Source organism: Acinetobacter pragensis (assembly GCF_001605895.1).
Lineage (GTDB): Bacteria > Pseudomonadota > Gammaproteobacteria > Pseudomonadales > Moraxellaceae > Acinetobacter > Acinetobacter pragensis.
The window spans coordinates 77,451-98,129 of record NZ_LUAW01000013.1; the positions used below are offsets into that span (position 1 = coordinate 77,451).

The following is a 20,679-nucleotide window of genomic DNA, read 5'->3' on the forward strand; positions in this document are numbered from 1 at the left end:
AACCCAGATGAATAAGTCATTCAAAGCGTTAGGTATGCAAGAAATTTCAGACTTTGACGGTACACGTGATGCGCCATCTCCCATAGAACGCCTTGAAAAAGTGCGTACAGCGGCATCACAATTTCGTACCCAGCTTATGCAGCAGGAAGATGTCATTTATTATCAATCAGTTAATCTTGTCCGCGCCCCATATCCGACATGGTATGGCTATACAGGCGTGTTTGCGCAAAAGTCACTGACCTTCCCTTTTTTACATCTGCTTAACCGCCTTTTTGTCATTCAATATAAAGACTTTAATAATCAGCTGAGAGTCTTGTTATTTTCACCTACCGATGTGGTGAATAACCGCAAAACACCTTTCTTTGAACGGTTAGCTGATTCATTTCCAGATATCGCCTTCAATATTTTTGCACCGCAATATACTTCTATAGAAGACACTCTGCAGCAGCTCAAAATAAAACCTGAGCAAGTGGATTATATTAGTTATGATCATCTGCACACACAGGAACTGCGGAAATGGTTAGGCACAGCAGATCAGCCTGCCTATTTTCCAAATGCGAAACTTTTAGTTCATGAAAAAGAATGGAACTGTGTTCAAGGGTTGCTGCCTGTTCAGTCCGATTGGTATTGTCCGAACGGTGCAAATGGGATTGATCCGAACAAAGTCATTACCTTTAAGAAAAGTCTTGCTTTAGGATCTGGTCTCGCATTGGTACATACCCCAGGACATACCGAAGGCAATCATTCATTGGTCGCTAAAGCGGATAATCAAATTTTTGTGACTTCAGAAAATGGGATCAGTTTAGATGCATATGAACCTAGAAGTTCCAAAATTAAGGCAATACGTGACTACGCTGAAAAGACAGGTGTTGAAGTTATTTTAAATGGCAACACACAAGAAGGCAGCAATGACCAATACATTTCAATGGTCATGGAAAAAACCATCGCAGGGCCACTAAAAAGCAATCCTAATTTCCCATCATGCGCTTGCAGCAGTGAAACAACCCCCTATTGGCTGTTCCCGGGATTGAAACAAACTGAACTATTAGGCGCATTGCAATTTGGCCAGTTGGCTGTTTAACTCCCTAACTTTTATATCGCTTGAAAATTCTTGGGTTTCAGGCGATTTTTTTATTTTCATAACAATCATCTACACCTCAAAACTGCGATATTCCTTTGGTGTTTTTCCTGTCCAGCGTTTAAACGCGCGCTGGAAAGCGCTTTGTTCGGAAAAACCCAATAAAAAAGCGATTTCCACTAAGCTTAGTTTTGGATTGCGGACATAGCTGATGGCTAAGCTTTGACGGATATCATCGACAAGCGTTCTAAAATTAAGTTGATGCCGGTTCATTTCTGTTTTTAATTCATCTGCAGTAAATCCCGTGATCTGAGCCAGCTCTTCGAAGCTGACGCCGCCCATTTGGAACGATTCCATAATTGTTTTACGGACTACGGCAAGCCAAGAAGGCTCCAAATGACTCCCAAGCTGCTTTAATAATTGGTGACGTAAATCACTCATCACTATATGCACCGACTCATTCGAACTTGGCAATGGATAATCTAAAAAACGCTCATGAAAACCTATAGCCGTGTGCTCAGCGCTAAAATATATTGGACAGCGGAACAGATTTTCATATTCAGAGATATCTTCAGGCTGGTCATGCTGGAAAGAAACCCACAGCGGACTTAAATCATGCTGATTAAATAAGTGTCTAGACAGACTCACATAAGAGGCCTGATGCAATTCATCCTGCAATTTACCTAAAGGATGGTTTTCCCCTAAATTGCTTTTCCAGTAACGGATAAACTCATGCCCTTTGCGTTCAAATACATTGCTTCCGGCATCAATGGTTAATGCCGAATAACGCATATTCTGCTGCATGAGTTCACGCGCATTGGAGCAGGTCATGAGAGCAAAACCATGTGGCCCTAAATGCCCAGTGGTCACCAGCTGCCCTAGGCAAATGCCTAAATTGGGATGCTGGAACTTGTCCTGCAATAAATGGCAAGCCTGATTAAAAATCTGGAAATCAATCCGTTCATTGGGGTGATCAAATAAAGATTTATTCACATGAATTTCTGCTAGAAACTGATCTGCCGAATAATTTCTTCTTTGCAAATAGTCAAAAATCACACGCATGTAATGCACTGCAACAGTATGTTTTTTCAATATATTACTGGAATCGTGCATAAACGTAATCTATCCCTAATTTGACCTATATTTGGCTTTTATCAACTGATGTCAATGAATCCCGGTTTGGGTCAATATCATTTTTTTCCTGTGTCTTATAGTCACATCAGCACTCAATATTGAATGCAAAATCTCATCTATCTGAAGACTATATTAATTAAAGGAATAAGCCATGAATATCAACGATTTTATTTTAAATAAATTGCCGGCTGCCCTAAATGAGGAAGCCACCGATGGCGTTGAGTGCGTATTGCAGCTCAATTTATCCGAGCCTTTTACCATTCAAATCAATGACAGCACCTGCGCGATCCAAAAAGGTAAAAATACCGAAGCTGACGTCATACTGACGGCCGATGACGAGGTGTTCTTTGACATTATTACTGGGCAGCTTGCCGGTGCAATGGCCTTCATGAGCGGCAAATTAAAAATTGACGGCGATATTATGCTGGCAAAAGAAATCAGTGAATATTTTGACGCGTCTAAACTTGTATAAAACTTTATTCAAACTGATCACCAAGGGGATGTGCAACTCCCCTTTTCCAAGCAATAAAAAAGGAAATTGCCATGAGTAAGGATTTAGGTCCAATTTGCCAGAACGGCTACATTGTCAAAGATATTGAAAAAGCCATGAATGAGTGGATTGCATTAGGCGTCGGCCCTTGGTTTTATGTCGAAAATGCAATTTTGGATAATTTCAAATATAAAGGCCAGCCGCATAATATTGAAATGAAAGTGGCTTTAGCCAATTCAGGTGATGTACAAATTGAATTGATTCAGCAGACGAATGATGCGCCATCTATGTATCAGGATTTTTTAAAATCGGGCCGTGAAGGATTCCAGCATGTTGCTTATTGGACAGAAGATTATGATGCGGCATATCAATATTTGCAGGACAAAGGCTATGACGTCGTGCATGAAGGTCAAATTGGCGGACCGCAAGGCCGTATGGCGTATTTTGATTCAGAGTATGCCATTGGTATTGCATTGGAAATTTCAGAGCTGGCAGGCAGTAAAAAACAGATTTTTGACTATATAAAAAAGGCCTCTGTCGGCTGGAATGGTTCAAAGCCAATCCGTAAACTTTAAGCGGAGTTCATTCTATGAGAAGTATTTTATCAGGTGAACACGGCGCGGTTTTAGGCGTTTTGGAAAAGCCGAAAGTTATGCCGAATCACGTGCTGGTCAAAATTAAAGCCTGCGCTTTAAATCGCGCTGACTTAAACATGCTGACAGGAGCAACACATGGGTTCATCGGCGGTTTAGGCTTTCCGATCGGTATGGAATGGGCTGGAGAAATTGTCGAAGTGGGTGAAGGCGTCAAGCAATGGCAAGTCGGCAATCGGGTGATGGGGGCTGGCCCCGGCGCGTTTTCTGAATATACCTTAGGCAATGCTGCTTGGATTTACCCCATTCCGGATAATTTAAGCGATGAACAGGCTGCGACCTTGCCTGTTGCATTGCAAACAGCGCACGATGCGATTTCATCAAATGGCCAATTGCAGGCCGATCAAACTGTGCTGGTTGTCGGTGCAAGCTCCGCTGTTGGACTAATGGCAATGCAAGTTGCTCAGTTATTAGGTGCAAAGCATGTTATTGGGACATCAACCCGTGCCGAAAAAATGGCTCAGTTACTTGAATATGGTGCAGATAGCGCTGTAAATACAAATGATGAAGACTGGAGCAAACAGATTTTAAAACTGACTAAACGTAAAGGCGCAGATCTTGTTATCGACTTTTTGGCAGGCCCTTTATTTAACCAGACAATGTCCGTAACTAAAATTGCTGGAACTATTGTGAATGTCGGGCGAATGGCTGGCGAAACGGGGATGATTGATTTCGATCAGCATTCCATGCGCCGTATCACTTATAAAGGTGTGAGTTTCCGCACCCGCAGCCCTGATGAAATTGCAGCAGTGATTCAAAAAGCCCAACAAGATTTAATTCCTGCACTGGCTGAAGGGAAAATACATTTACCAATAGACAAGGTCTACCCATTTGAACAATTCAATGCGGCTTTTGAAAAAATGAAAGCCAATCAACATTTTGGAAAAATTGTTTTATCCCTCTAACGCCCTAAACGACAAGTTTGATCAGCCGAATTGAACTTGTATTCTCTATTTCACGCAAAAGCCTTTTTGAATTAATTTGGGATAACCTTAATGAAGATTCATCATTTGAACTGCGGCACGCTCTGCCCTTTATGCGCCCGTTTAATCAATGGTACAGGGACATTGACTGAACCTGGAAAACTGGTTTGTCATTGCCTGCTGATTGAGCAAAAAGACAAGCTGATTCTAGTAGATACTGGATTAGGCTTGATGGATATTGAACATACAGATTACCGTTTAGGAAAAGCTTTTCAAAAAACATTTAAACCTAAATTAGATCCAGCAGAAACTGCACATTCTCAAATTCAAAGGCTGGGCTATTCACCTGCTGATGTCACGGATATTTTTCCCACGCATCTGGATCTAGATCATATAGGCGGCGCATCCGATTTTCCTCAAGCCACCGTGCATATCTATCAGCCTGAACTGGAACAAATCTTAAAGCCGAGCTGGAAAGAAAAATTACGTTTCCGTTTGAACCAGTTTAAACCTGAACCGTGCTGGCATATTTATCAACAGCCAGCAGAACAATGGTTTGGCCACCCTGCTTTCTCCATTCATTTAAAAAACAATTTAAATATATGGATAATTCCGCTGATTGGGCACACCAAAGGCCATGTCGGAATTGCCATTCAGCAAGACAATGGGAAATGGCTCCTGCATTGCGGTGATGCGTATTACCATCACAGTCAGCTGAATGCAGTATCTCACATGCCTTTAGGTCTTCAAGCCTTTGAAGCAAGCGTGCAGGCTATCCGGCAGGAACGTCTGAAAAGCCTGAATCACTTAAAATATTTAAAAGCGCATCATGCTGATGAAATCGATTTTTTCTGCGCGCACGATCCTGTTGAGCTTGAGCAATATCAGTCTGCATCCAGACTTGAATAATGATTGATCCGAGATTTTGAAAGCTAGACGATGCCAGTTTTACACAAAATATCGGCAGTACATGCCAAAACTGCCGATACTGAATTGAGTATCCCCAAAGCACTGCGCCAAAGCACTGCGCCAAAGCAGAAAAGCATGCGGTCAATCTGAGGCAAGCAATAAAGCAGAATTTAGGAAAAATAATAAAAGCAGATGAAATATTGACACCTTTTGACCATAACTGTGGCACTCAATAACCAATTTTAAATAGCGATACACGTTAAAAATATCTATTAGAAGTACACGATTACTCTAAAAAATGAACTATTCCAGGAAGGAATTCACTATGAACAAAAGCACTTTGATCATTGCGCTGGGCTGTATCTGTACAGGTCAAATACACGCTGCAGGGCTTGACCGCTCTGGTCAATCCATTTCAGCATTTCTACAGCCAGGCAATTATTTTGAAGCAGGTATTTCAGTCTTGGATGCTTCTTTAAGCGGGAAAATGAATGATAACTTCAGTAAAGGCGGATTAAGCGCTGCGGCAAACATGCAAACTGGGGATATTGCCAACAGCTATTACTCTCCATCTGCTACTTTAAAATTTCAATTAACAGACCAGTTCTCTATCGGCTTCTTATACGATCATCCTTTTGGGGCAGATGCGGGCTACCCGATCAAAGCATATCAAGCTTATACCGAAGGCAATGAAAGATCTGAATCTGAAGTTGTCTCTCAAAATTTAAGCACGATTATCGGTTTTCAGCCAAATCAGCATTGGAATATCTATGCCGGACCAGCTTTGCAAACGGTAAAAGGTAAAAGCCGCTTAAGAGGCGCAGGCTATTCATGGTCACGTTATGATTTAGATGCAAAGGAAACTACAGGGGTTGGCTGGCTCGCTGGCGCCGCATATGCAATTCCTGATATTGCATTAAAAGCCTCTGTCACCTACCGTTCTGAAATTGACCACGACATGAATATGACCGAATCCTTGAATATTCTGCATCCAGTGGCTGGCCGTGTTGACTTAGGAACATCAACTGAAAAATCAACGATCACCACACCGCAATCGGTCAATCTTGATTTTCAGACAGGCATTATGAAAGACACCGTGGCTTTTGCAAATGTACGATGGGTGGACTGGTCTAATTTTAGAATTTCACCCAAAAAACTGTATGAATTTACAAAGCTGACTACAGGCTCTGGAGTAGATTTAGCCGCTTATTATGATGATCAGATTTCTGCAAATTTGGGGCTTGGCAGAAAATTCAACGATAAAATTTCAGGCACTGTTTCTGTAGGCTGGGACAGCGGCGCCGGAGACTTAGTATCCACATTAGGGCCATCAAAAGGCTATTGGAATGTCGGATTAGGCGCGCAATTCAGTCCAGCTGCGAATTATTTTATTTCAGGCGGCGTGAAATATTTTTGGCTTGGAGATGCAAAAGCGCAATCGGGTTTCGACTTTGGCACGGATAAATACGATGCTGTATATGAAGACAACTACGCTTGGGGCTATGGCTTAAAAATTGGGTATCGATTCTAAGGCAATAAAATATGCAGTTTAAGGCGGTCATCAGACCGCCTTTTTATTTTTAATCAGATTGTTATTCTACCGAGCGCGAAAGCTGAGACTGCAGCCATTGCTTAGGCGGCAAACCGTACCAGCGCTTAAATGCTTTGGTAAAATTTGAGACATCGTTATAGCCTAAATGATCCGCCAATTCGATCAGTGAGGTTTTCTTATATAACAGATAGTCTTTTGCAACTTCAGCGCGCGAAGTTGATAACAGCGCATCATAAGTTGTATCGTATTCAGCCAATTTTCTAAAAAATGTCCGCCGGGACAAATGCAGCTGCTCCGCCATTTCTTCAGCAGTTAGCGGCTTTTGAAGGTTCTGTAAAATCATCAGTTTAAGTTTTATCAGCCAATTTTCACCCTGCTGCGTAAAGAGGCTGAGCTCGGCTTCACACATTCTAAGGGCTTTTTGAAATGCAGGAAGATCCGCGCCCGGCAGCTTTTTATCAAGGATGATGGTATTGAAATAAATAGCGCAATGCCTTTTATTCCAGCTGATCGGCGCATTTAAATAGTTAAATTTTTCAGCATAGCTTGGTTTAGCATAATCCAGTTCTATTCTGAGCTGCGGCAATTCATGTTCAACCAAATCACTGATGATGCGAATAATCGAAAGACATAATGCTTCTTGTGTATAGTAATAATTTAAGCCCAGCGGAATTTGCTTTCCAAATTTAATACATATCGTACTGTCTTTAATTTCACTTTCAAAACTGATGGTAGGATCTATCAGTGAACTATATTTCTTACAAATTACAAATACATCATTCAGTGTCGGCGCTGACATCAATGCAATGCCAAAAGACCCAAAATGGGACAGCCGAATATATTGACTGAATGCAATCGAAATAGAGGGGTCTTTCGTGAGTATGAGCGCATTCTGCACAAATTTTGAAATTTGATTTAAACTGAAATAAGTATCAATCGAATCTAAATCTTCAGCTTTAATTCCTGAATTTTCTAAAATAGCTGATATTGAATATCCGCGGGCAACACACATCCGGACAAATGCTGCCGGCAAGTGAACAGGTATTATCGGAGCGATCATGCTCTTATCATCAAAATCCATTTTTAACTCCTATAGACTTATTCTTTCAATATTTATCTCATCTATCTATTGAACAAATTATTAAACCATAGGTTGTTTTTTATTCTAACAAAAATGTCACGCTTGTACATTTTTTTGGCACCTTTTTACCAAAATATTTTTCCTCCCTGACTGATAGTGAATTTGTAACCCGATCATTAAGGATGATATTCATGTCTCAGCAAAAACAAGCCATATTTATTACGGGTGCAGGTTCTGGAATTGGACTCGCATGTACACAACTTTTTATAGATAAAGGTTTTTTTGTTTTCGGTTCTGTCATGAGTCAGCAAGAACAGCAGCAAGTAAACGCTCAATTCCATCATGATTTTATGCCTATTTTAATGGATATTACTCAAGAACAAGATATTCATAATGCTTTTGACTTGGTAAAAAAACATATAACCAGCATGAAATTCAGAGGATTGATTAATATTGCCGGCGTAATTTACAACGGCCCTCTTATGGATGTGACTAAACAGCAGTTTGAACACATCTTGGCTGTGAATACCGTCGCAGTTCATATGATGACTAAAATTTTTCTGCCGTTATTGGAAGCGCAAGACAAAGTCCGCAACAAAGTTATTAATATCAGCTCTCAGAGCGGGCTGCGCACCCTTCCTTTTACTGGCATTTATTCTGCAAGCAAATTCGCTTTAGAAGCGCTTTCTAATGCTATGCGCTGTGAATATTCAATCTTCGGCATTGATGTTTGCCTAATTGAACCAGGGCAGATTCAAACCCCAATGGCAAAAAAAATTCTTGAAAATGTTCAGATCAAGCCAAGCCATCCTATTTATGCAGAACCCATGCAGATTTTTTCTGAACGCACTCAAAATTCATTTTCCAAAGGGATTCCCATGGAAAAGATTGTTGACACCATCTATACCGCATTTATTTCATCCAATGCTAAAAGCAGATACGAAATACATAGCGACTTCATTCGGGATGCCATTATTTTTCGAAAAATGCCAATCAAACTGCAAAAAATATTACTTAAAAAATCTCTAAAGCTTTAACAGCGCCTGAAAATTAAATTAATAAAAGGAAATTTGCTATGGACTCAGCATTTATTACTATAGGTATGCCTATTGCTCTTGTCATTATTATGATGGGGCTGGGTTTTGAAGTTACGCTGAATGATTTTAAACGGGTAAAAGAACATCCGAAGAATGTCATAATTGCATTATTTTGCCAGCTTATCCTATTGATCAGTATTGCATTCTGTTTAGCGAAACTGTTTAAACTGGAGCCATTGCTCGCTGTAGGACTGATGGTTTTAGCGGCTTCCCCCGGCGGCAGCACAGCCAATTTATTCAGTTATTTATTTAAAGGGGATATTGCTTTAAATATTACACTGACAGCCTTCAACTCAGTTATTGCCGCTTTTACCTTACCGCTGGTTGCAACACTTTCGCTGACCTACTTTATGCGAGAAAATACAGTGATTGGCATTCAGTTCGATAAATTAATCCAAGTATTTTTACTTATTTTACTTCCACTGGTTTTTGGCATGCTGATACGTGCGAAAAAACCGAATTTTGCAAAGATGATGGAAAAATTTATCAAATATTTTTCAGTCATTTTTCTAATTTTGATCTGCGTAGGCGCTTTAATCAAAGAAGGAGACAAACTGGGAGTATATTTCTCATCTGTTGGGGTCGTTTGCGCGCTATTTTGCGGAATCAGCTTATCAATCGGTTATTTTATCCCCAAGCTCTTTAAAATGACTGAGGCCGAATCACGCGCTTGCGCCTTCGAAATTGGAATTCATAATAGCTCTGTGGCATTAACCATTGCGATTTCAGTTTTAGGCAGCGTCACCATTGCTATACCTGCTGCAGTATATTCAGTCATCATGATTTTCTTTGCTTTTGCAGTCGGTTTAATCTTTAAAGCAAAAGATCGGCGCCAGATGAACAGCCTTTATTCTAGATATTCAGAATCGCCTTAATTAGCTTATAGCTCTATAGACCTACAAAAAAAATCAAGGCTTTATAGGGCTATTTGGTCATTTTAATGATTTAAGGATAGCTTATTTTTAACAGAGCCCTGACGTCATTTTTCAATGTGTCCTGATGCTTCCAAGAAGTTTAATTTGATTTTATTTTAGTCTGTCTTTAGAATCTTGATTATGCAGCATATTCGAGAAAAGTCATGGATGAGTCTAAGCCAAGCAAGCATGGCGGAAAACGCAACGGCGCTGGGCGCAAGCAAGAATATGGTGAAAATACTAAAGTTTTGCGTGTTCCAGAGTCACGTATTTTAGAAATAAAACAATACCTTAAAAAACCAAAAAGGGAGAATGAAGTTTCAGATATTCGGCTCATCAACCCCACAACCCATATGCAGATTCCACTTGCCGTCGAGCGTGTGCAGGCGGGCTTCCCTTCGCCGGCTCAAGACTATGTCGATAAAAAGTTAGACCTCAATGAGCATCTAATCCGCAATGCTGCAGCCACATTTATAGTCCGCGTCAATTCCTTATCAATGATTGACATAGGCTTGGATATTAATGATGAACTGATTGTAGACCGCAGTTTACAGGCCAAGCACCGTGATATTGTCATTGCCCTTGTTGATAACGATTTCACCGTTAAGCGTTTAATGATCGAGGGTGATAAGCACTGGCTGAAAGCCGAAAATGCTGAGTTTTCAGATATTCACTTTAAAGATGGCCAAGAATTCATGATTTGGGGAGTTGTCACCCGCGTAATCAAAAGCCTGAGATAAAGTTTTTTAAATATCCGTTCTATTAAAATCAATAATTATATTGGCCCTTTTATTTTTATAGTTAAAACATCAAACGATAGATAGCTAGATAAAGTGCACTATTTCATTTCATCTAATAGGCTCGATTAGATATAAGCAGCACAAAACATCAAGCGAAACAGGTGGTGAATTATTGGACAGAAAGCAGTGTCTGAAGTAAGCATATAAAATGAAGTTTCCACCTGCATCACACATCACAATAGAAATACATGCATAAATGACAATGCATTTATAGTAAAGATAAAGCACAGCGCTTTTGACCGTACTGCGTCTGACTAAGTAAATATAGGAGCAGTATTAATGACTGCCCGATATAAGATAAACATGATTCATCTGCACCACTCTTTATGGTTTATCTACACCTAATTTCCTAGAGCCTTGATATTTATTGACTTGGAATAAAATTAAATACTTAAGGTTTTAATATTTAATTGGAGAGAACTAGAATGATGCCTCAAGATTTATTAACACTATCTGGTAAAACTGCACTTGTAACTGGCGGTGCTGCAGGTATTGGAAAAGCCTGTGCGCTGATTCTTGCGCAAGCTGGCGCTAAAGTCATGATTGCCGATTTAAATTTAGACGCAGCCCAGCAGGCAGCTCAGGAAATTAAAGAAACAACAGGAGCCCAAATACAGTGCGTTCCATGCGATATACTAAAAGATGATCAATTGGTTAATGCTGTAAACACTACTATAGATGCATTTGGAAGCATTCACATACTCGTGAATAATGCCGGCGGAGGTGGTGGCGGCCGAGAATCACCCGATCAAACCACTGTTGATAATATCGCTCGCGACTTTCAGCTTAACGTATTTGCAGCTTGGCGGTTATGTCAGCTTGTTGCTCCTCATATGAAGAATGCTGGCTATGGTTCAATTATAAACATCAGCTCAATGAGCTCAATCAATAAAAGCCCAGCAATGAGTGGCTATGCATCGTCAAAAGCGGCTCTTAACCATATGGTTGCTAATTTGGCACATGATTTTGGCCCCATCATACGTATTAATGCAGTCGGACCCGGTGCAATACGCACCGCTGCATTAGAAACTGTCATAACACCGGAAATTGAAAAAAGAATGCTCTCGCATACTCCTTTACAGCGCTTAGGTGAGCCGGAAGATATTGCCGGAGCTGTATTATTCTTTGCTTCACCAATTTCTGCTTGGATATCTGGACAGACTTTATTTGTGAATGGCGGAGGCGTACAAACGCTGGACTAGCTCTTTTAAAGCTGTATTTTGAACATATAATAAAAGCGAATCTGCTGTGCGTCCTCAAACGAGGAGGCACAGCAATATCAAATTAATATTTTGTCATCATCATTTAGAAGAAGATCTGCAGCTATTCATTCATGATTATGGCTCTCAGTCACCTTAAGCTTGACTCTAAAGCCTAGCGGACAAATCTCAAGATAAGCATTACTTTTCAGTTCCATCGCGTAATTTCTTTAATTCTTGATTCCGCTGAAAATTCAATTCGAGTTCCCAGCATTTCTCGATTGTTTCAGGCTCTGTTCAGCATCCATGACGATTTGCCTGATTTCTTCACTTCTTTCACGTTTACGCTCTGTATGAAACATGATTGATAGGATAACTATGGCTACCAACAAAAGACCCAGCAATAAAGTTAATCTGGTTGCCATGATGCCAAACCCCAATTGTTATAATTAACGACTAATTTAACGTGAGGCTCAATAAAACTGCAATGACAAAAAATACTAATAAATCACTGGTTTTTTTACAGAAAGAGCAGATGTATTCAGTTTTTCATCACCCATAAGAGGAATAAGATTTAACTCCCAATCCCCATCAAATTTTTTATCCAAAAATTTTTTGATCTGTAAGTGGCGCACCGCGTACGCATCTATGGTTAACAATAAAGCGTTGCGTCCACTGCTCACACCGTAACGTAATTTCCCGTTCTGCAACTGGTGGATAGACATGTTATGAGACAAAAAAAGTTTTGCTTTCCCATCTTGAATAATCCGCTTTTTATATCGGACTTTCGGACATCTTGTCTCTGGAATCTCTATCTGAATAGCAAAGTAACATGCCTTCATTGAAAGAGATCCTCAATACAGCAAACCATAGACTAACTCTTCTACTCTATTTATAAATATGATCTTAATAAAGTTCTGCTGGTTTGGTTTAGAGTCATGACGATCAACTCCTACCCACCCTATTATTAGTAAGCTATTAATTTATAGCCTAAAAGCATCTTACTTCGCTTGAACATTTTCTACCAGCTTTGTATGAAAAATGCTGCAAGTAATTCATACACTCTAGTTTAAGAATTTGAGAGAATTTATCAGATGTACAAAAGCCCGCAAAACTGCGGGCTTTCGGGATCAATATTCAGAAGAAAATCAATTATGCAGCGCAAACTCGATACAGTTGATTGAATCCTGTATAGAATGATTTGCCGTCAAAGTTAAACTGGCAATCCTTACCTGATTCAAGTTCTACTTGCTTACCGACTTCCACCCAACTCATTCCATCAACATTACGTTGCTTACGTTTAAGGGGTACAATTTTCACGCGGATTTCATCGCCATTTACAGCGGTAGCTATAGTCCAGCCATTTAATAAATTCATTTGATTACTCATTTAATGAGCTTTTGTAAAACAGAGTAGTAATTAACTATTTGGAACCAACAGAGAGATATTTAAAACTGATGATAGAAAAGGCTATTGAGCCTAAAATTAAACTTACGATTTTTACATTAGCATTATTACAAAAATGCAGAATTTAGAGTTGAAGAACACCTTCAATTCATATTGTATTTTATACTATTCTGCATAGGAATTTTGCCATACTACACTTAAAACCGCTATATAGCAAATCTATCCTGTGGCAGTATTGCTAATGCTGCTGCATAAAGCCCATTCTATGAATTGGTTTTGTCACAAAAATGCTCGGCTAAGCTTATACTGTTTCACTCAACAGAGAATTAAAAAGCCCGCTAAATTAGCGGGCCGCCATTATTGATCTTTATCCATCGAATGCGGTGTAGTCGCCTTATCCTGCTGTTCCGTATCCGTATCTCTTTTTTGACATGCCATCAAACCAAGCATTAAAACCAAACTGACTACTGCAAATATTTTCATCATTTCGCCTAAGGCTGATTAAAACATATAACTTATCAAAGTCTCGCGCGCGGTATGTTTAATTTCTGCAACGCCATGAATATCGTGCTTGTATACCAATAACAGGCATCAAGTTCCCCAGCCGACATCTTGTTTAAGCTTTTGTTGGTAATGTTGAAATTTCTGCCTATTCAAGAGTTTTCATTTGAATTTTACTGTAAAACATATAGCTCGATATCATTTATTAATCATGCATCTCATGCCACGCGCGAATCATGCAGCTTGCTAAGCAAATACTGCGGTTCATCTGCGTCGTAAATTCGCATTTATTGGCAATTTGAATCACCCCTTTTTAAGCCTGATGTTTTACTTTCTGTATAAACAGGATATTCTTTGCGCTTAATTCAGATTTCTGCGCTGTATCAAAAAACATCATTTGATAGAGTTCATGTTAAAGCAATTTCCATGAAAATTTGCATCTTAACTTTGCTTAGTTCAGGTGGAATTACAAAACAATCATGTGATAAAGGTTTTAGAAAAAAGGTATGTATTTATGCTGAAATGGTTTGAGAAACTTGTCGATCCATACCCAGAAAAAGGTTTGAATGAACCGCTTCCAACGACATTCTTCCCTTTTGTTTGGCAGGCTGCTAGCGGCGTTAAACGCTATTTGCTGCTTTTGGTGCTTTGCACAGCCGGTACAGCAAGTTTTGAAGCATTTCTCTATGCCAAAATTGGTGATCTCGTCAATTGGCTCAGTCAAAGCCAGCCTGAAACTTTCTTGCAGAATCATAGTCAAAATCTGACTATTTTGGCTGGCATCTTATTGGCGAATGTTTTTTTTGCAAGCCTGCAAACCATTGTCAAACACCAAATGCTGTACAGCAGTTTCCCAATGCGCTTACGCTGGCGCTTTCATAACTTGCTGCTGCTGCAAAGCCTAGATTTTTTTCATAATGATTTTGCAGGACGCCTATCGGCTAAAGTCATGCAAACAGCTTTGGCTGTGCGTGAATTTTGGATTATTTTGGGTGACATGCTGGCTTATGTATTCATTTACTTTATCACAGTCAACTTAGTATTAGCCTCTATTTCTCCTATGCTGATCATTCCCCTTATGCTGTGGCTGGTGCTTTTTATTGCCTCAGCATCGTATTTCATTCCAAAGCTCAGCCGCATTTCTAATGAACAGGCTGATGCGCGCGCTGTTATGACAGGCCGTGTAACAGATGCATACACCAATATTCAAACCGTCAAGTTATTTGCCCATGCTGGCCGTGAAAGCCAATATGCTAAAAGCTCAATGCAGCATTTTATGGTCACTGTATTTAAGCAAATGCGCTTAGGCGCCCGTTATTCCATCAGCATCAGCATGCTGAATGTGGTGCTGTACGGCGGCGTTATTGGTACAGCTATATACTTATGGATACAAGGTGAAGTGGCGTTAGGCGTCATAGCCGCTGCGACCGCCATGATTCTGAAGCTCAGCAGTATTGCCGAATTCATTATGTGGCAAACGTCTGCACTTTTTGAAAATATCGGTACAATTCAAGACGGCATGAAAACACTGGGACGGCCCATCAGCATCCAAGACAAACCTGATGCGAAAGAACTGCAGGTAACGCAAGGCGAAATTAAATTCGAAGATGTCAGCTTTGCTTACAGCACCAAGAATGTCTTTGAGCATTTGAATATCACAATTCAACCGGGTGAAAAAATTGGTATTGTTGGCCGCTCTGGCGCAGGCAAATCGACGCTCATTCAGCTATTGCTGCATTTCTACACCGTCAACCAAGGCCGTATTTCGATCGATGGCCAAAATATAGAAGATGTGACCCAAGACAGCCTGAGACGCAATATTGCCCTGGTCACGCAAGATACTTCTTTACTGCACAGAACAGTCGAAGAAAATATTAAGTACGGCCGCCCTGATGCTACGGACGAAGAGATGTATGAGGCTGTCCGCCGAGCCAAAGCCGATGAGTTTATTCCGCAGCTGGTCGACTTGCGAGGAAAAACCGGATATGAAGCCTATGTCGGTGAGCGGGGCGTAAAACTGTCCGGAGGACAGCGGCAGCGCATTGCGATAGCCCGTGTTTTCTTGAAAGATGCACCAATCCTAATTCTAGATGAAGCAACCAGCGCCTTGGATTCAGAAGTCGAAGCGGCCATCCAGTCCAGCTTAAATGACTTGATGGAAGGCAAAACAGTGATTGCCATTGCGCACCGCTTATCTACCATTGCGCAAATGGACCGCTTAATTGTACTCGACCAAGGGAAAATTGCTGAGCAAGGAACGCATGACGAATTAGTCGCCATGAATGGTATTTATGCGAATTTGTGGCAGCGTCAGACAGGCGGTTTTTTAATAGAACAACAGAGAAATAAGAACCAAGAAGGAGCTGAATAAATGCTGTATTTGGAAGATATCAAAGTGGGTGACCGCTTTATCAGCCGTGATTATGAAATGACTTTAGAAGAGATTAAGCAGTTTGCTCAGGCTTATGATCCTCAAGTTTTTCATTTAGATGAAGACAAGGCAAAAAACCACCCCATTTTCCAAGGCTTGGCGGCCAGCGGCTGGCATACTGCCGCCGTTACGATGCGCTTATGGACTGAGTGCTTTCCTGTTGCCAATGGCTTGGTGGGTTCTGAATCCAGCGTAAGATGGCCCCGCCCCACCCGTCCTGGCGATTTGCTTCATGTCGAAGTTGAAATTGCAGCAATTACGCCATCGAAAAGTAAAAATGACCGTGCCATTGTCACCTATATTACTCAGGCGCTAAATCAGTACAGCGACGTACTTTTTATTTCAACAACGAAGATTATTGTAATTAAAAAAGAATCGCTTGAGGTATAAAGCCATTTATTGGCTGCCTGCCGAATGATGAATCAAAATCATTATTGAAGACATTCAGATCACTTAATGCCGATTGGTTTACAGTGATCTGGATCAAATAAATTGTCCAACAATTTTAATAGTACGGATCATTTTTTCATGCCAATATAGCTTGGGAAAAATAGAAAAAGATAAAGACTGCAACGGATAGCAAATGAAAACACCTTCTTTACGTCAAGACCAAGGTATTCCTGGTGTTTATGGATTATTGCTTTTAGATGTCGTATCGCGCTGGGGTTACAATGACCAAACGCTGTTTGAGCCTTTTGGCTTAAACAGCGAACAGCTGGCCGATCCAAATTACCGCATTCCTACCCCTATAGCCAATCAATTGGTTCAGCTGGCGCTGCGCTTAACCGGTGAACCGACTCTAGGTTTTCATTTAGGTACGCAGATGCGTATTTCTATTCATGGCTTTATTGGCTATGCCATTATGACTGCGCATGATATTACCGATGCCCTGATTCTGGCAAACCGCTTTATTCAGCTGCGCATGCCGTTTTTACAGCTGTTTTTTTCTACATTTGGCAGCAAAGCGACTATTCAGCTTCAGACCGATGTAACTTTAGAGCCATTGCGTACGGAAATTTCAATCGCTTTAATTTTCGGCATCATCAGTATGGGCAAGGCCATCACAGGTACAAATTACGCTTCTGGAGATATAGATTTCGATTTTCCAAAGCCCGAAGGCTTTGAGCGCTTTATGGCAAAATTTCCTGACCATAACTTCCGTTTTGAACAGCCGCACTTAATTTTAAGCTTTGACAAACAATATCTTGGCAATAAGCTGGTTCATGCAGACCCGATCGCCAGTCAAATTGCCATCAATCAATGCGAAGCTGAACTTTCCGCTTTAGGTGAGCGCCACCGTCTGGCCATGCGGGTACGTGATCTGTTGACCAATTCAGAACAGCATTATTTAAGCATTGAAGCCGTTGCAGAACGCCTGCATATGTCTGACCGAACTTTAAAGCGTCAGCTGGCGGCCGAAGGCACATCTTTTTCTACACTGGTGGATGAAGTCCGCTACCGCCATGCAACTTCTTTATTATCGCGTACAGACTTTACTTTAGAACAAATAGCCGATGAATTGGGCTATAGCGATGTCGCGAATTTCAGCCGCGCATTTAAACGCTGGAGCGGGCGCAGCCCAAGCAACTGGCGCAAAGACCCCTATCTTTAATTGATTAGGATAATTCTTTTTTTTTCCATGAAAAACATGTATAAATCATGGCAAAAATGATTTCAACAGTTTTAAGGAGTTAGCCATGAATCATCCTTCAGATTTAAAATATGCACGCACACATGAATGGGTGCGCATTGAAGGTGATCTTGTCGTAACTGGCATTTCTGATCATGCACAAGATGCATTAGGCGACTTAGTCTATGTAGAAGCGCCGGAAGCAGGCACGCATATCACAGCGGGATCACAAGCCGGTGTTGTCGAATCTGTAAAAACCGCATCTGATATTCACGCGCCAATTTCAGGTACAGTCATAGAAGTAAATGCGGCATTAGAAGATGACCCAGACTTTGTGAATGATGAGCCGTATGGCAAAGGCTGGATTTATAAAATCAAGCCGGACAATATGGCTGATATTGAAAAATTGCTTTCCAGCAGCGAATATGAAGCTGGCTTGTAATTTCTTTATTATCCCGCTTGAAAAAATCAGCCTTTATGGCTGATTTTTTATTTATCACAGCATTTTACAGCCTGTAATCTAGACGAAAAGAAGTCATTGTCAGCGAACCGCCGACCGCAGCCTCATTAAATAATGTTAACTCATCCTGATCTTCTTGTATGCCCAGCGCATACAGCATGGGATAATAGTGATCTGGTGTCGGGATTGCCAGCTTGAACGCCTCACCTTGCCTGTCCCATTCAATTAATTGCTGATGACGTTTTTCCAAAAGCCAGTTTTTCATTTTGGCATCCGCTTCTAAAGCCCATTCGTAGCCAAATACAGGTTCATTCAGCCGGTCCCAAGCAACCTTCATTAAATTATGCACTAAGTTTCCGCTGGCAATAATCAGCACACCCAAGCGCCTTAACGCGCGCAGTTGCCTGCCAAGCTGGTAATGAAATTCTGCAGGCTGGCTATAATCTATGCTCAGCTGCACCACCGGCACATCCGCCTCAGGATAAAGATGCACCAGGACACTCCATGCGCCGTGATCAATACCGCGCTCCGCGTCTTCTGCAATAGACACCATATTCACACAATGCTTCACGGCATTCACCAAAGCTTTGGAACCTGATACAGAATACTGAACATCAAACAGTGCTTGCGGAAATCCGCCAAAATCATGAATGGTTTCAGGCCTTTCTGCTGAAGTAACTGCACTTAGCCCTTGAGTCAGCCAATGTGCTGAAATACATAAAATTGCAGATGGCTTGGGCTGAAGATTTTCGCCAATTTTATGCCAAGCTCGAGAAAATACCGTATCTCTAATTGCATTCATGGGTGAGCCATGCCCCAAAAACAGCACTGGCATCGGTGCAGTAACGGGTAAATCCGCTTCAGCGCTTAACGGTAATGGCTGTTGATCATCTAAGTTCATTATTATTGTTTTCCTCTAAACCATGCTCTATTTAGACTAATCCGAATTCAGCATTCCATGCGATATAAATTGTAATTATCCTTGTTTTATCTAATTAATCATAATCAGATAATATAGGCGTAATTATCATTGGTATATTTTAAATTAACTATTCAAAATATTACAAAACTATACTTTTCAACTTAATTATTTTATAATTTAAATTATTAAATGACAGTGCGCCTCTCCTCGTTCTAAGAGCAATTATAAATAAGAACCAAGCCGCCTGTTTAATCTCTCAATTTCAGGTAATTTATGAACACGGTAAATCCAGAAGCTTTATGGAATAAGCCCTTTATTCTATGTTTGCTGAATAATCTTTTTTTATTCATTTTCTATTTTGCTCAAACCACTATTTTACCTATTTATATTTTAAATGAACTAGGTGGCTCACTGGCTCAAGCGGGCTTAGCCATGACTTTATTTATGGTTTCCGCAATTGCGGTACGGCCATTCAGCGGCTTAATTATCGAAAAACTCGGTACAAAAAAAACCCTATATATTTCTGAAACTTTGTTTTGCTTATTCAGCCTAACCTATGTTTTGGCAGACAATCTTAGCGTTCTAATGATTATACGGTTTCTGCACGGCATCTGGTTCAGCGTGCTGACCACAGTTACAGTACCTATTGCCAACGAGTTTATTCCATCAAAACGCAAAGGCGAAGGCATGGGATATTTTCTGATGTCTGTCAACTTAGGTATTGTTCTTGGCCCGCTGATTGGCCTGACCTTCATACAGAGCATGTCCTATACGGCAGTCGCTGCAATTTTAGCGGCCTTTGTTGTTCTGGGTTTTATCTTTTGTTTTTTAATTCCGCTGCCAAGCTATCAAAAGCCGGAACCTGCGGTGCAAAAGCGTTCTTTGAATGTGCATGATTTTATTGAATTCAAAGCTTTGCCTGTGGCGCTAATGGCCATGCTGATTTCTTTCTGCTATGCCAGCATTATGTCATTTATCGCAACTTTTGCAGAATCTAAGCACATGCTTGCCTATGCCAGCATGTTCTTTGTGGTCTTTGCAATTTCAATGATGAGCCTGCGCCCGATTACTGGAAAAATTTATGACCGGAAAGGCCCAAATGCAGTGGTTTATCCCGCGCTATTTTTATTTGCAGTCGGCCTAGCCGTTTTAGCATTTATCGATAGTGTTGCTGGTTTCATGTTTGCTGCAGTATTGATTGGTATGGGTTTTGGCTCTGCCCAGCCTTGCTTGCAAACCATTTCTATTCAGCGCTCACCTAAAAACCGTATAGGCTATGCAACATCAACCTATTTTACATTTTATGACCTTGGCATTGCCATTGGCTCAATTGTTTTAGGCATGCTTATCACTCACACCAGCTATACCGCTGCGTATTTGCTCTGCGCCGTATTGGTTTTAATCAGCTTAATTTACTATAAATTTATGGTCAGCCAAAAACAGCATCATGCTGAATAAGCGTATGTTTTAGATTCAAAATCTATACGTTCAAGATTAT

The 20,679-nt window shown here is 40.7% G+C and carries 21 protein-coding genes; 15 read left to right on the top strand and 6 right to left on the bottom strand.

The annotated features are described in order from the left end of the window. Window positions 1-7: 7 nt before the first annotated feature. The gene (locus tag AZH43_RS04720) at window positions 8-1,081 is read left to right on the top strand and encodes an MBL fold metallo-hydrolase (protein WP_067667122.1); all 1,074 of its coding nucleotides are present in this window, start codon (window positions 8-10) and stop codon (window positions 1,079-1,081) included. A gap of 69 nt (window positions 1,082-1,150) precedes the next feature. On the opposite strand, the gene AZH43_RS04725 is transcribed toward AZH43_RS04720, so the two are convergent. After that, the gene (locus AZH43_RS04725; RefSeq protein ID WP_081406773.1) at window positions 1,151-2,191 is read right to left on the bottom strand and encodes an AraC family transcriptional regulator; all 1,041 of its coding nucleotides are present in this window, start codon (window positions 2,189-2,191) and stop codon (window positions 1,151-1,153) included. Between the two features lie 172 nt (window positions 2,192-2,363). On the opposite strand from AZH43_RS04725, the gene AZH43_RS04730 reads away from it, so the two are divergent. The 5 genes from AZH43_RS04730 to AZH43_RS04750 all read left to right on the top strand — a co-directional run bounded on the left by AZH43_RS04730 (window position 2,364) and on the right by AZH43_RS04750 (window position 6,718). Further along, window positions 2,364-2,684 carry an SCP2 sterol-binding domain-containing protein gene (locus tag AZH43_RS04730; protein ID WP_067667126.1) on the top strand — a complete coding sequence of 107 codons (321 nt, stop codon included), beginning with the start codon at window positions 2,364-2,366 and terminating at the stop codon, window positions 2,682-2,684. A 71-nt stretch (window positions 2,685-2,755) separates the two neighbouring features. Next, the gene (locus tag AZH43_RS04735; protein WP_067667128.1) at window positions 2,756-3,277 is read left to right on the top strand and encodes a VOC family protein; all 522 of its coding nucleotides are present in this window, start codon (window positions 2,756-2,758) and stop codon (window positions 3,275-3,277) included. 14 nt (window positions 3,278-3,291) lie between these two features. Next, complete coding sequence (locus AZH43_RS04740) at window positions 3,292-4,260, top strand: quinone oxidoreductase family protein (protein ID WP_067667130.1); 969 nt, start codon at window positions 3,292-3,294, stop codon at window positions 4,258-4,260. A gap of 90 nt (window positions 4,261-4,350) precedes the next feature. Then, window positions 4,351-5,187, top strand: a complete 837-nt coding sequence (locus AZH43_RS04745; RefSeq protein WP_067667132.1) for an MBL fold metallo-hydrolase — start codon at window positions 4,351-4,353, stop codon at window positions 5,185-5,187. 325 nt (window positions 5,188-5,512) lie between these two features. Then, window positions 5,513-6,718, top strand: coding sequence for an OmpP1/FadL family transporter (locus AZH43_RS04750; protein ID WP_067667134.1), 1,206 nt, complete (start codon window positions 5,513-5,515; stop codon window positions 6,716-6,718). A 61-nt stretch (window positions 6,719-6,779) separates the two neighbouring features. On the opposite strand, the gene AZH43_RS04755 is transcribed toward AZH43_RS04750, so the two are convergent. Next, window positions 6,780-7,820, bottom strand: a complete 1,041-nt coding sequence (locus AZH43_RS04755; RefSeq protein ID WP_067667136.1) for an AraC family transcriptional regulator — start codon at window positions 7,818-7,820, stop codon at window positions 6,780-6,782. A 191-nt stretch (window positions 7,821-8,011) separates the two neighbouring features. Between AZH43_RS04755 and AZH43_RS04760 the strand changes: the two genes are divergently transcribed. From AZH43_RS04760 to AZH43_RS04775, 4 genes are all read left to right on the top strand, one after another. After that, window positions 8,012-8,857 carry an SDR family NAD(P)-dependent oxidoreductase gene (locus tag AZH43_RS04760; protein ID WP_067667138.1) on the top strand — a complete coding sequence of 282 codons (846 nt, stop codon included), beginning with the start codon at window positions 8,012-8,014 and terminating at the stop codon, window positions 8,855-8,857. A gap of 38 nt (window positions 8,858-8,895) precedes the next feature. Next, entirely contained in the window at window positions 8,896-9,792 is an 897-nt protein-coding gene (locus tag AZH43_RS04765; RefSeq protein WP_067667140.1) for a bile acid:sodium symporter family protein, read from the top strand. Between the two features lie 203 nt (window positions 9,793-9,995). Then, entirely contained in the window at window positions 9,996-10,571 is a 576-nt protein-coding gene (locus AZH43_RS04770; RefSeq protein ID WP_067667142.1) for a LexA family protein, read from the top strand. Window positions 10,572-11,059: 488 nt separating this feature from the next. Further along, window positions 11,060-11,833: a glucose 1-dehydrogenase gene (locus tag AZH43_RS04775; RefSeq protein WP_067667387.1), complete on the top strand. Its 774-nt coding sequence runs from the start codon at window positions 11,060-11,062 to the stop codon at window positions 11,831-11,833. 497 nt (window positions 11,834-12,330) lie between these two features. Here AZH43_RS04775 and AZH43_RS04780 read toward each other — a convergent pair whose 3' ends face one another. The 3 genes from AZH43_RS04780 to AZH43_RS18840 all read right to left on the bottom strand — a co-directional run bounded on the left by AZH43_RS04780 (window position 12,331) and on the right by AZH43_RS18840 (window position 13,723). After that, entirely contained in the window at window positions 12,331-12,672 is a 342-nt protein-coding gene (locus AZH43_RS04780) for a hypothetical protein (protein WP_067667144.1), read from the bottom strand. A gap of 310 nt (window positions 12,673-12,982) precedes the next feature. Beyond that, on the bottom strand, window positions 12,983-13,207 hold the full coding sequence (locus tag AZH43_RS04785) for a transposase (protein ID WP_067667146.1): 225 nt from the start codon (window positions 13,205-13,207) through the stop codon (window positions 12,983-12,985). 387 nt (window positions 13,208-13,594) lie between these two features. Then, the gene (locus tag AZH43_RS18840) at window positions 13,595-13,723 is read right to left on the bottom strand and encodes a hypothetical protein (protein ID WP_406564607.1); all 129 of its coding nucleotides are present in this window, start codon (window positions 13,721-13,723) and stop codon (window positions 13,595-13,597) included. A gap of 529 nt (window positions 13,724-14,252) precedes the next feature. Here AZH43_RS18840 and AZH43_RS04790 point away from each other — a divergent pair. From AZH43_RS04790 to gcvH, 4 genes are all read left to right on the top strand, one after another. Then, window positions 14,253-16,109 carry an ABC transporter ATP-binding protein gene (locus tag AZH43_RS04790; RefSeq protein WP_067667148.1) on the top strand — a complete coding sequence of 619 codons (1,857 nt, stop codon included), beginning with the start codon at window positions 14,253-14,255 and terminating at the stop codon, window positions 16,107-16,109. Continuing rightward, window positions 16,110-16,559 carry a MaoC family dehydratase gene (locus AZH43_RS04795; protein WP_067667150.1) on the top strand — a complete coding sequence of 150 codons (450 nt, stop codon included), beginning with the start codon at window positions 16,110-16,112 and terminating at the stop codon, window positions 16,557-16,559. Between the two features lie 193 nt (window positions 16,560-16,752). Beyond that, window positions 16,753-17,781 carry an AraC family transcriptional regulator gene (locus tag AZH43_RS04800; RefSeq protein ID WP_067667152.1) on the top strand — a complete coding sequence of 343 codons (1,029 nt, stop codon included), beginning with the start codon at window positions 16,753-16,755 and terminating at the stop codon, window positions 17,779-17,781. 85 nt (window positions 17,782-17,866) lie between these two features. Further along, entirely contained in the window at window positions 17,867-18,241 is a 375-nt protein-coding gene (gcvH, locus tag AZH43_RS04805; protein WP_067667153.1) for a glycine cleavage system protein GcvH, read from the top strand. Between the two features lie 64 nt (window positions 18,242-18,305). Here gcvH and ygiD read toward each other — a convergent pair whose 3' ends face one another. Further along, window positions 18,306-19,160 carry a 4,5-DOPA-extradiol-dioxygenase gene (gene ygiD / locus AZH43_RS04810; protein ID WP_067667155.1) on the bottom strand — a complete coding sequence of 285 codons (855 nt, stop codon included), beginning with the start codon at window positions 19,158-19,160 and terminating at the stop codon, window positions 18,306-18,308. Between the two features lie 294 nt (window positions 19,161-19,454). Here ygiD and AZH43_RS04815 point away from each other — a divergent pair, with 294 nt between their 5' ends. Continuing rightward, a complete protein-coding gene (locus tag AZH43_RS04815; RefSeq protein WP_067667157.1) occupies window positions 19,455-20,639 on the top strand; it encodes an MFS transporter in 1,185 nt (394 codons plus the stop codon). The last annotated feature ends 40 nt before the right edge of the window (window positions 20,640-20,679 follow it).

Bases quoted from the DNA above. Each gene is read 5' to 3' on its own strand.
- AZH43_RS04720 (WP_067667122.1), top strand. From the start codon at position 8: ATGAATAAGTCATTCAAAGCGTTAGGTATGCAAGAAATTTCAGACTTT.
- AZH43_RS04725 (WP_081406773.1), bottom strand. From the start codon at position 2,191: ATGCACGATTCCAGTAATATATTGAAAAAACATACTGTTGCAGTGCAT.
- AZH43_RS04730 (WP_067667126.1), top strand. From the start codon at position 2,364: ATGAATATCAACGATTTTATTTTAAATAAATTGCCGGCTGCCCTAAAT.
- AZH43_RS04735 (WP_067667128.1), top strand. From the start codon at position 2,756: ATGAGTAAGGATTTAGGTCCAATTTGCCAGAACGGCTACATTGTCAAA.
- AZH43_RS04740 (WP_067667130.1), top strand. From the start codon at position 3,292: ATGAGAAGTATTTTATCAGGTGAACACGGCGCGGTTTTAGGCGTTTTG.
- AZH43_RS04745 (WP_067667132.1), top strand. From the start codon at position 4,351: ATGAAGATTCATCATTTGAACTGCGGCACGCTCTGCCCTTTATGCGCC.
- AZH43_RS04750 (WP_067667134.1), top strand. From the start codon at position 5,513: ATGAACAAAAGCACTTTGATCATTGCGCTGGGCTGTATCTGTACAGGT.
- AZH43_RS04755 (WP_067667136.1), bottom strand. From the start codon at position 7,820: ATGGATTTTGATGATAAGAGCATGATCGCTCCGATAATACCTGTTCAC.
- AZH43_RS04760 (WP_067667138.1), top strand. From the start codon at position 8,012: ATGTCTCAGCAAAAACAAGCCATATTTATTACGGGTGCAGGTTCTGGA.
- AZH43_RS04765 (WP_067667140.1), top strand. From the start codon at position 8,896: ATGGACTCAGCATTTATTACTATAGGTATGCCTATTGCTCTTGTCATT.
- AZH43_RS04770 (WP_067667142.1), top strand. From the start codon at position 9,996: ATGGATGAGTCTAAGCCAAGCAAGCATGGCGGAAAACGCAACGGCGCT.
- AZH43_RS04775 (WP_067667387.1), top strand. From the start codon at position 11,060: ATGCCTCAAGATTTATTAACACTATCTGGTAAAACTGCACTTGTAACT.
- AZH43_RS04780 (WP_067667144.1), bottom strand. From the start codon at position 12,672: ATGAAGGCATGTTACTTTGCTATTCAGATAGAGATTCCAGAGACAAGA.
- AZH43_RS04785 (WP_067667146.1), bottom strand. From the start codon at position 13,207: ATGAATTTATTAAATGGCTGGACTATAGCTACCGCTGTAAATGGCGAT.
- AZH43_RS18840 (WP_406564607.1), bottom strand. From the start codon at position 13,723: ATGATGAAAATATTTGCAGTAGTCAGTTTGGTTTTAATGCTTGGTTTG.
- AZH43_RS04790 (WP_067667148.1), top strand. From the start codon at position 14,253: ATGCTGAAATGGTTTGAGAAACTTGTCGATCCATACCCAGAAAAAGGT.
- AZH43_RS04795 (WP_067667150.1), top strand. From the start codon at position 16,110: ATGCTGTATTTGGAAGATATCAAAGTGGGTGACCGCTTTATCAGCCGT.
- AZH43_RS04800 (WP_067667152.1), top strand. From the start codon at position 16,753: ATGAAAACACCTTCTTTACGTCAAGACCAAGGTATTCCTGGTGTTTAT.
- gcvH (WP_067667153.1), top strand. From the start codon at position 17,867: ATGAATCATCCTTCAGATTTAAAATATGCACGCACACATGAATGGGTG.
- ygiD (WP_067667155.1), bottom strand. From the start codon at position 19,160: ATGAACTTAGATGATCAACAGCCATTACCGTTAAGCGCTGAAGCGGAT.
- AZH43_RS04815 (WP_067667157.1), top strand. From the start codon at position 19,455: ATGAACACGGTAAATCCAGAAGCTTTATGGAATAAGCCCTTTATTCTA.